We start from the raw sequence: 5,537 nt of genomic DNA on the forward strand, positions 1-5,537 counted from the left end.
GCCCTGCGGGGTCTGCCCTGCGGGGTCCGCCCTGCGGGGTCCGTCCTGACGGGGTTCGCCCTGCGGGGTCTGCCCTGCGGGGTCCGCCCTGACGGAGTCCGCCTGACGGAGTCCGCCTGACGGAGTCCGCCTGACGGAGTCCGGCTGACGGACGTGCTGATCGAGGAGTGACCCGCGGCCCGCCCGCGGGGGGTTACCCTGCCGATCATGCTTGTCGCCTCCGCTGTCTGCCCCTGCCCGCCGCTGCTCGTGCCCGAGGTCGCCGCGGGTGCCGCACCGGAACTGGACGCCGCGCGCGCGGCCTGCACGGACGCGCTCGGTGTGCTCGCCGCCGCCCGCCCCGACCTGCTGGTGGTCGTCGGCACCGCCGGGCAGGGCGAGCACGGCCCGTACCCGCAGGGCACCCGGGGCACCTTCCGCGGCTTCGGGGTCGACCTGGACGTACGCCTCGGGCTCGCCGGCCCCTCCGTGCCCGAGCGGGAGCTGCCGACCTCGCTGGCCGTCGCCGCCTGGCTGCTGGAGCGGACCGGCTGGGCCGACGCCCCGATCGAGGGACTCGGCGTCCCGGACACCCTGGAGCCGGAGCAGTGCGCCGCGACCGGGCGGGAACTGGCCGGCCGGGCCGGGCGGCTGGCGCTGCTGGTCATGGGCGACGGCAGCGCCTGCCGCACACTGAAGGCACCGGGTTACCTGGACGAGCGGGCGGCCCCCTTCGACGCCGAGGTCGCACGGGCGCTCGCGGCGGCGGACGCGGCCGACCTGCGCGCGCTGGACCCCGGGCTGGCCCGCGAACTGAAGGCGGCCGGCCGCGCCCCCTGGCAGATCCTGGCCGGCGCGGCCGAGCACACCGGCCTCACCGGCAGCCTGCTGTACGAGGACGCGCCGTACGGCGTGGGCTACCTGGTCGCGACCTGGTCCTGACCACCCTGGCCCCGCCGGCCGTGCGCCACCGCCGACGGGGACGTACGCATGCCCCCACACGCCCACCGGGGCGCCCCGCAGCTCGCGGGGCGCCCCGGTGGCGTTGTCACAGGGACGGTCGCCGGCTCCTCAGGAAGCCGGCGGCGGGCCCTCCGGAGGGGCCGGGCGGGTCGGGGTCGTCGTGTCGTGGGGCGCCGCCCCCGGGCCGCTCTTGTGCGCGAGGCGGTCCATCGCCTCCTTCGCCCTGCCCGTGCCCGCCTGGATCTTGTCGCTGTACTTGTGCTTGGTCCGGTCGTCGACCGCCTTCGCGGCCCTGTCGATCCCGTGCTGGACCTTGTCGCCGTGCTGCCGCGCGAGGTCCGACACCTTGTCCTTGGCCGGGCCGAGCTTGGCCTTCATGTTGTCCAACAGACCCATGGTCCACCTTCCCTCGCGGGACATCCCTCGCGGGACGGTCATCTGCGGGCGCCCTCGCCGGTCTCGCTGTCGGCGGCTTCGCCGGCGGACTGCTGCCGGGGGATCCCGGTACCCTCGGCCGCGTCGTCCGTACCGGAGTCCGAACGCACGGCCACGCCCTCGGGCCCGTCCCCGGACGCCTCCGCCGTCTCCGCCGCACCGGCCTCCGTCGCCGTCGCCGCCGCCTCGGCCTCCTCCGCGCCGGCTCCGTCCGGCTCCGGGCCGGCGCCCGCCGCTGCGGCCGACGCCTCCGGAGTCGCCTTCGACCTGCCGAGAAGCCGTGCAAACACGCCCATATCCACTCCATACGGTACTCGTGCGGGCGAATTCCCGCGTCGCCCGGTGCGTCCGGTTGCGCCGCCCGGGTCACCGCCTCCCGCGTCCCGGCGGGCGGCACCTCGCCCCGGGCAACGACCCGGGGTGCGTGCCGTCACGTAACTCGTTCGAGACCTCACCGGGAGGTTTGCGAAACTGGTGCGGTGAGCAGTGCACCCCCCGCCCCCCGCGTCATCGCCGTCGTCGGACCCACCGCGGCCGGAAAGTCCGATCTCGGCGTCTTCCTGGCCCAGCAGCTCGGCGGCGAGGTCGTCAACGCCGACTCCATGCAGCTGTACCGAGGGATGGACATCGGTACCGCCAAACTGACGCCCGAGGAGCGCGGCGGCATCCCGCACCACCTGCTGGACATCTGGGACGTGACGGTCACCGCCTCGGTCGCCGAGTACCAGAAGCTGGCCCGCGCGCGGATCGACGCGCTGCTCGCCGAGGGTCGCTGGCCGATCCTGGTCGGCGGCTCCGGCCTGTACGTCCGCGGTGCCGTCGACAACCTGGAGTTCCCCGGCACCGACCCGGAGGTCCGGGCCCGGCTGGAGGAGGAGCTGGCGCTGCGCGGCTCGGGCGCGCTGCACGCCCGGCTGGCCGCCGCCGACCCCGAGGCCGCCCGCGCCATTCTCCCGAGCAACGGCCGCCGTATCGTCCGCGCCCTGGAAGTGATCGAGATCACCGGCCAGCCCTTCACGGCCAACCTGCCCGGCCACGACTCCGTCTACGACACCGTCCAGATCGGCGTCGACGTGGCCCGGCCGGAACTGGACGAGCGCATCGCGCGGCGCGTCGACCGCATGTGGGAGGCGGGCCTCGTGGACGAGGTGCGCGCACTGGAGGCGCAGGGACTGCGCGAGGGGCGCACGGCGTCGCGCGCGCTCGGCTACCAGCAGGTGCTCGCCGCACTCGCCGGGGAGTGCACCGAAGCGGAGGCCCGGGCCGAGACCGTCCGTGCCACCAAGCGTTTCGCGCGCCGCCAGGATTCATGGTTCAGGCGCGATCCCCGGGTGCACTGGTTGAGTGGGGCGGCGGCGGATCGAGGGGAACTTCCGCAGCAGGCCCTGGCGTTGGTCGAACGACCGGTTACAGCCTGATCACGTCATGGCATCGGGATGCGCCGCCGGTCATCTCGGCCTTCGGCGCCGTGCCATCATCAAGCTTCGATCGACCAAGTGGAGCCTAGTTGGGAGGGCGCGTGGCGATGGAGGCCGGCCCTCGCGACACCGCACAAAGTGCCGAGCACCTCACCACCGAGGGTGACGGCCCGGGCCATGGCGGCCCCGGCTCCGGCGCGGCACGTCCGGACAGGGACGCCCCGCCCCACGGCCCGGCCGACGCTCCGCCGCCCGGGGACCCGGCGGCAGAGGACCGTCCGTCCGACGACTCTCCGCCGGCCGCGCCTCTCCCCGGCAGCCCGCTGCCGGACGCGCCCCTGCCCGGCAGCCCGCTGCCGGACGGCGCGCTGTCCGACGACCCGCTGTCCGAGGACCGGCTCACCGACGACGGCCCCGACGACACCGCGGGCGGCGTGACCGCCGACGGACCGGCGCCCGAGGAGATGTACCCGGGCGGCCCGGAGGTCGAGGTCGAGCTGCGCCCGCAGCGCCGGCTGCGCATCTGGCAGCTCGCCCCCATCGTGGGCCTCGCCGCCGTCGGCTCGCTGATGTTCGCCTTCCCGCTCGCCTTCGACTTCGGCGACAGCGGAGCGGTCATCGCCATGCTCGGCCTGCTGATCTGCTCCTGCTCGGCCGGCTGGGGCATGATGGCCGCCCGCCGGGTCGGCTACACCTGGCCCGGCCTGCCCCCGCGCGGCTCCGGCCGCCGCCCCGACTGGCGGGTCGTCCTCACCTACGTCCTGCTGGTCGCCGTGGTGGTCGTGCTCGCCGTCTGGCGCGTGGCCCGGCTCCGCTAGGACCCGCCCGCACGGGCACTGTCACCGCCACCCCGTACGATCGAGGAATGAGCACACGGATCGCCTTCCTCAAGGGGCACGGCACCGAGAACGACTTCGTGATCGTCCCGGACCCCGAGAACGCCATCGAGCTGTCCCCGGCCGCCGTCGCCGCCCTGTGCGACCGCCGGGCGGGCATCGGAGGCGACGGCGTGCTCCACGTCGTACGGTCCGCGGCGCACCCGGACGCCCGGGAGATGGCCGCCGAGGCCGAGTGGTTCATGGACTACCGCAACGGTGACGGCTCGGTCGCCGAGATGTGCGGCAACGGCGTCCGTGTGTTCGCGCGCTACCTCCAGCACGCCGGACATGTGGCCGAAGGCGACCTCACGATCGCCACGCGCGCGGGCGTGAAGACCGTCCACATCGCGAAGGACGGCGACATCACCGTCGGCATGGGCCGCGCCCGCCTTCCCGAGGGGGACGTCACGGTGACCGTCGGCGAGCGCAGCTGGCCCGCGCGGAACGTGAACATGGGCAACCCGCACGCGGTGGCCTTCGTCGCCGACCTGGCGCACGCCGGCAACCTGTACACCGCCCCGCCCGTCAGCCCCGCCGGCGCCTACCCGGACGGGGTCAACGTCGAGTTCGTCGTCGACCGCGGCCCCCGCCACGTCGCCATGCGCGTGCACGAGCGCGGCTCCGGCGAGACCCGCTCGTGCGGCACGGGCGCGTGCGCCGTCGCCGTGGCCACCGCCCGGCGCGACGGCACCGACCCGGCCGTCACCGGCACCCCGGCGACGTACACCGTCGACGTGCCCGGCGGGCGCCTCGTCATCACCGAGCGGCCCGACGGCGAGATCGAGATGACCGGGCCCGCCGTGATCGTCGCCGAGGGTGAGATCGACGCCGAGTGGCTCGCTCACGCGCTCGGCTGATCCGAAACCCAAACCTCGTTCCCATCGCTCGAATGGGTGATCCGTTTCACGGTCGGCGAGAGGCGGTCGGTCGGCCGTGGTGGGCTCGATAGCATCAAGCACCGGCACGGACGGGGGAACGTCGCCATCCCTGAGCCGCGCACGCCCTGGGGTTCCGTCCGCCGGTCCACGAGCCGGAGGTGCCCATGAGTGCGGAGGCCACGAACCCTGCGACCGCTGGCCCGGTAGCGCCCCCAGCGCCACAGGCGCTCGCCGCGTCCGTGGCGCCCGCGGCGGCCCGCAGAAAGTCCCGGGCCCGGATCGACCTCCGCCGGCTCGGCCGGGCCGCGCTGCTCGGCTCCGCCGCCCGCGACAAGCTGCCCGACGCCATCAGCCACGTCGTGGAGGCGCACCGGGCCCACCACCCCGACGCCGACCTCGAACCCCTGCGCCGCGCCTACGTCCTGGCGGAGTCCTCGCACCGCGGGCAGATGCGCAAGAGCGGCGAGCCGTACATCACGCACCCCCTCGCCGTCACCCTGATCCTCGCCGAACTCGGCGCCGAGACCACGACGTTGACGGCGTCCCTGCTCCACGACACCGTCGAGGACACCGAGGTGACGCTGGATCAGGTGCGGGAACAGTTCGGCGAGGAGGTGCGTTACCTGGTCGACGGCGTCACGAAACTGGAGAAGGTCGACTACGGCGCCGCCGCCGAGCCGGAGACCTTCCGCAAGATGCTCGTCGCCACCGGCAACGACGTGCGCGTGATGTCGATCAAACTCGCCGACCGGCTGCACAACATGCGCACCCTCGGCGTAATGCGTCCCGAGAAACAGGCGCGGATCGCCAAGGTCACCCGTGACGTCCTCATCCCGCTCGCCGAACGCCTCGGCGTGCAGGCCCTGAAGACCGAGCTGGAGGACCTGGTCTTCGCCATCCTCCACCCCGAGGAGTACGAGCACACCCGGGAACTCATCGCGGAGAACGCCGCCCGCCCCGGCGACCCGCTCGCCGAGGTCGCCGAC

General features: G+C 74.3%; 7 protein-coding genes. 5 read left to right on the forward strand and 2 right to left on the reverse strand.

Annotation, left to right across the window (positions count from 1 at the left end):
* Positions 1–207: 207 nt before the first annotated feature.
* Positions 208–921 carry a class III extradiol dioxygenase subunit B-like domain-containing protein gene (locus tag CCN44_RS12360; RefSeq protein WP_208639759.1) on the forward strand — a complete coding sequence of 238 codons (714 nt, stop codon included), beginning with the start codon at positions 208–210 and terminating at the stop codon, positions 919–921.
* A gap of 129 nt (positions 922–1,050) precedes the next feature.
* On the opposite strand, the gene CCN44_RS12365 is transcribed toward CCN44_RS12360, so the two are convergent.
* Positions 1,051–1,338: an antitoxin gene (locus tag CCN44_RS12365; protein WP_059252990.1), complete on the reverse strand. Its 288-nt coding sequence runs from the start codon at positions 1,336–1,338 to the stop codon at positions 1,051–1,053.
* Positions 1,339–1,376: 38 nt separating this feature from the next.
* On the reverse strand, positions 1,377–1,673 hold the full coding sequence (locus CCN44_RS12370; protein ID WP_086697671.1) for a hypothetical protein: 297 nt from the start codon (positions 1,671–1,673) through the stop codon (positions 1,377–1,379).
* Positions 1,674–1,856: 183 nt separating this feature from the next.
* On the opposite strand from CCN44_RS12370, the gene miaA reads away from it, so the two are divergent.
* From miaA to CCN44_RS12390, 4 genes are all read left to right on the forward strand, one after another.
* Positions 1,857–2,795, forward strand: a complete 939-nt coding sequence (gene miaA / locus CCN44_RS12375) for a tRNA (adenosine(37)-N6)-dimethylallyltransferase MiaA (RefSeq protein WP_059252992.1) — start codon at positions 1,857–1,859, stop codon at positions 2,793–2,795.
* A gap of 338 nt (positions 2,796–3,133) precedes the next feature.
* Positions 3,134–3,613, forward strand: a complete 480-nt coding sequence (locus tag CCN44_RS12380) for a hypothetical protein (protein WP_086697675.1) — start codon at positions 3,134–3,136, stop codon at positions 3,611–3,613.
* Between the two features lie 47 nt (positions 3,614–3,660).
* Positions 3,661–4,530: a diaminopimelate epimerase gene (gene dapF / locus CCN44_RS12385; protein WP_086697672.1), complete on the forward strand. Its 870-nt coding sequence runs from the start codon at positions 3,661–3,663 to the stop codon at positions 4,528–4,530.
* A 185-nt stretch (positions 4,531–4,715) separates the two neighbouring features.
* Positions 4,716–5,537: HD domain-containing protein (locus CCN44_RS12390; RefSeq protein WP_244203906.1), on the forward strand; the 822-nt coding region annotated here is incomplete at its 3' end.

Source organism: Streptomyces tricolor (assembly GCF_002155905.1).
Lineage (GTDB): Bacteria > Actinomycetota > Actinomycetes > Streptomycetales > Streptomycetaceae > Streptomyces > Streptomyces tricolor.

Bases quoted from the DNA above. Each gene is read 5' to 3' on its own strand.
- CCN44_RS12365 (WP_059252990.1), bottom strand. From the start codon at position 1,338: ATGGGTCTGTTGGACAACATGAAGGCCAAGCTCGGCCCGGCCAAGGAC.
- dapF (WP_086697672.1), top strand. From the start codon at position 3,661: ATGAGCACACGGATCGCCTTCCTCAAGGGGCACGGCACCGAGAACGAC.
- CCN44_RS12370 (WP_086697671.1), bottom strand. From the start codon at position 1,673: ATGGGCGTGTTTGCACGGCTTCTCGGCAGGTCGAAGGCGACTCCGGAG.
- CCN44_RS12360 (WP_208639759.1), top strand. From the start codon at position 208: ATGCTTGTCGCCTCCGCTGTCTGCCCCTGCCCGCCGCTGCTCGTGCCC.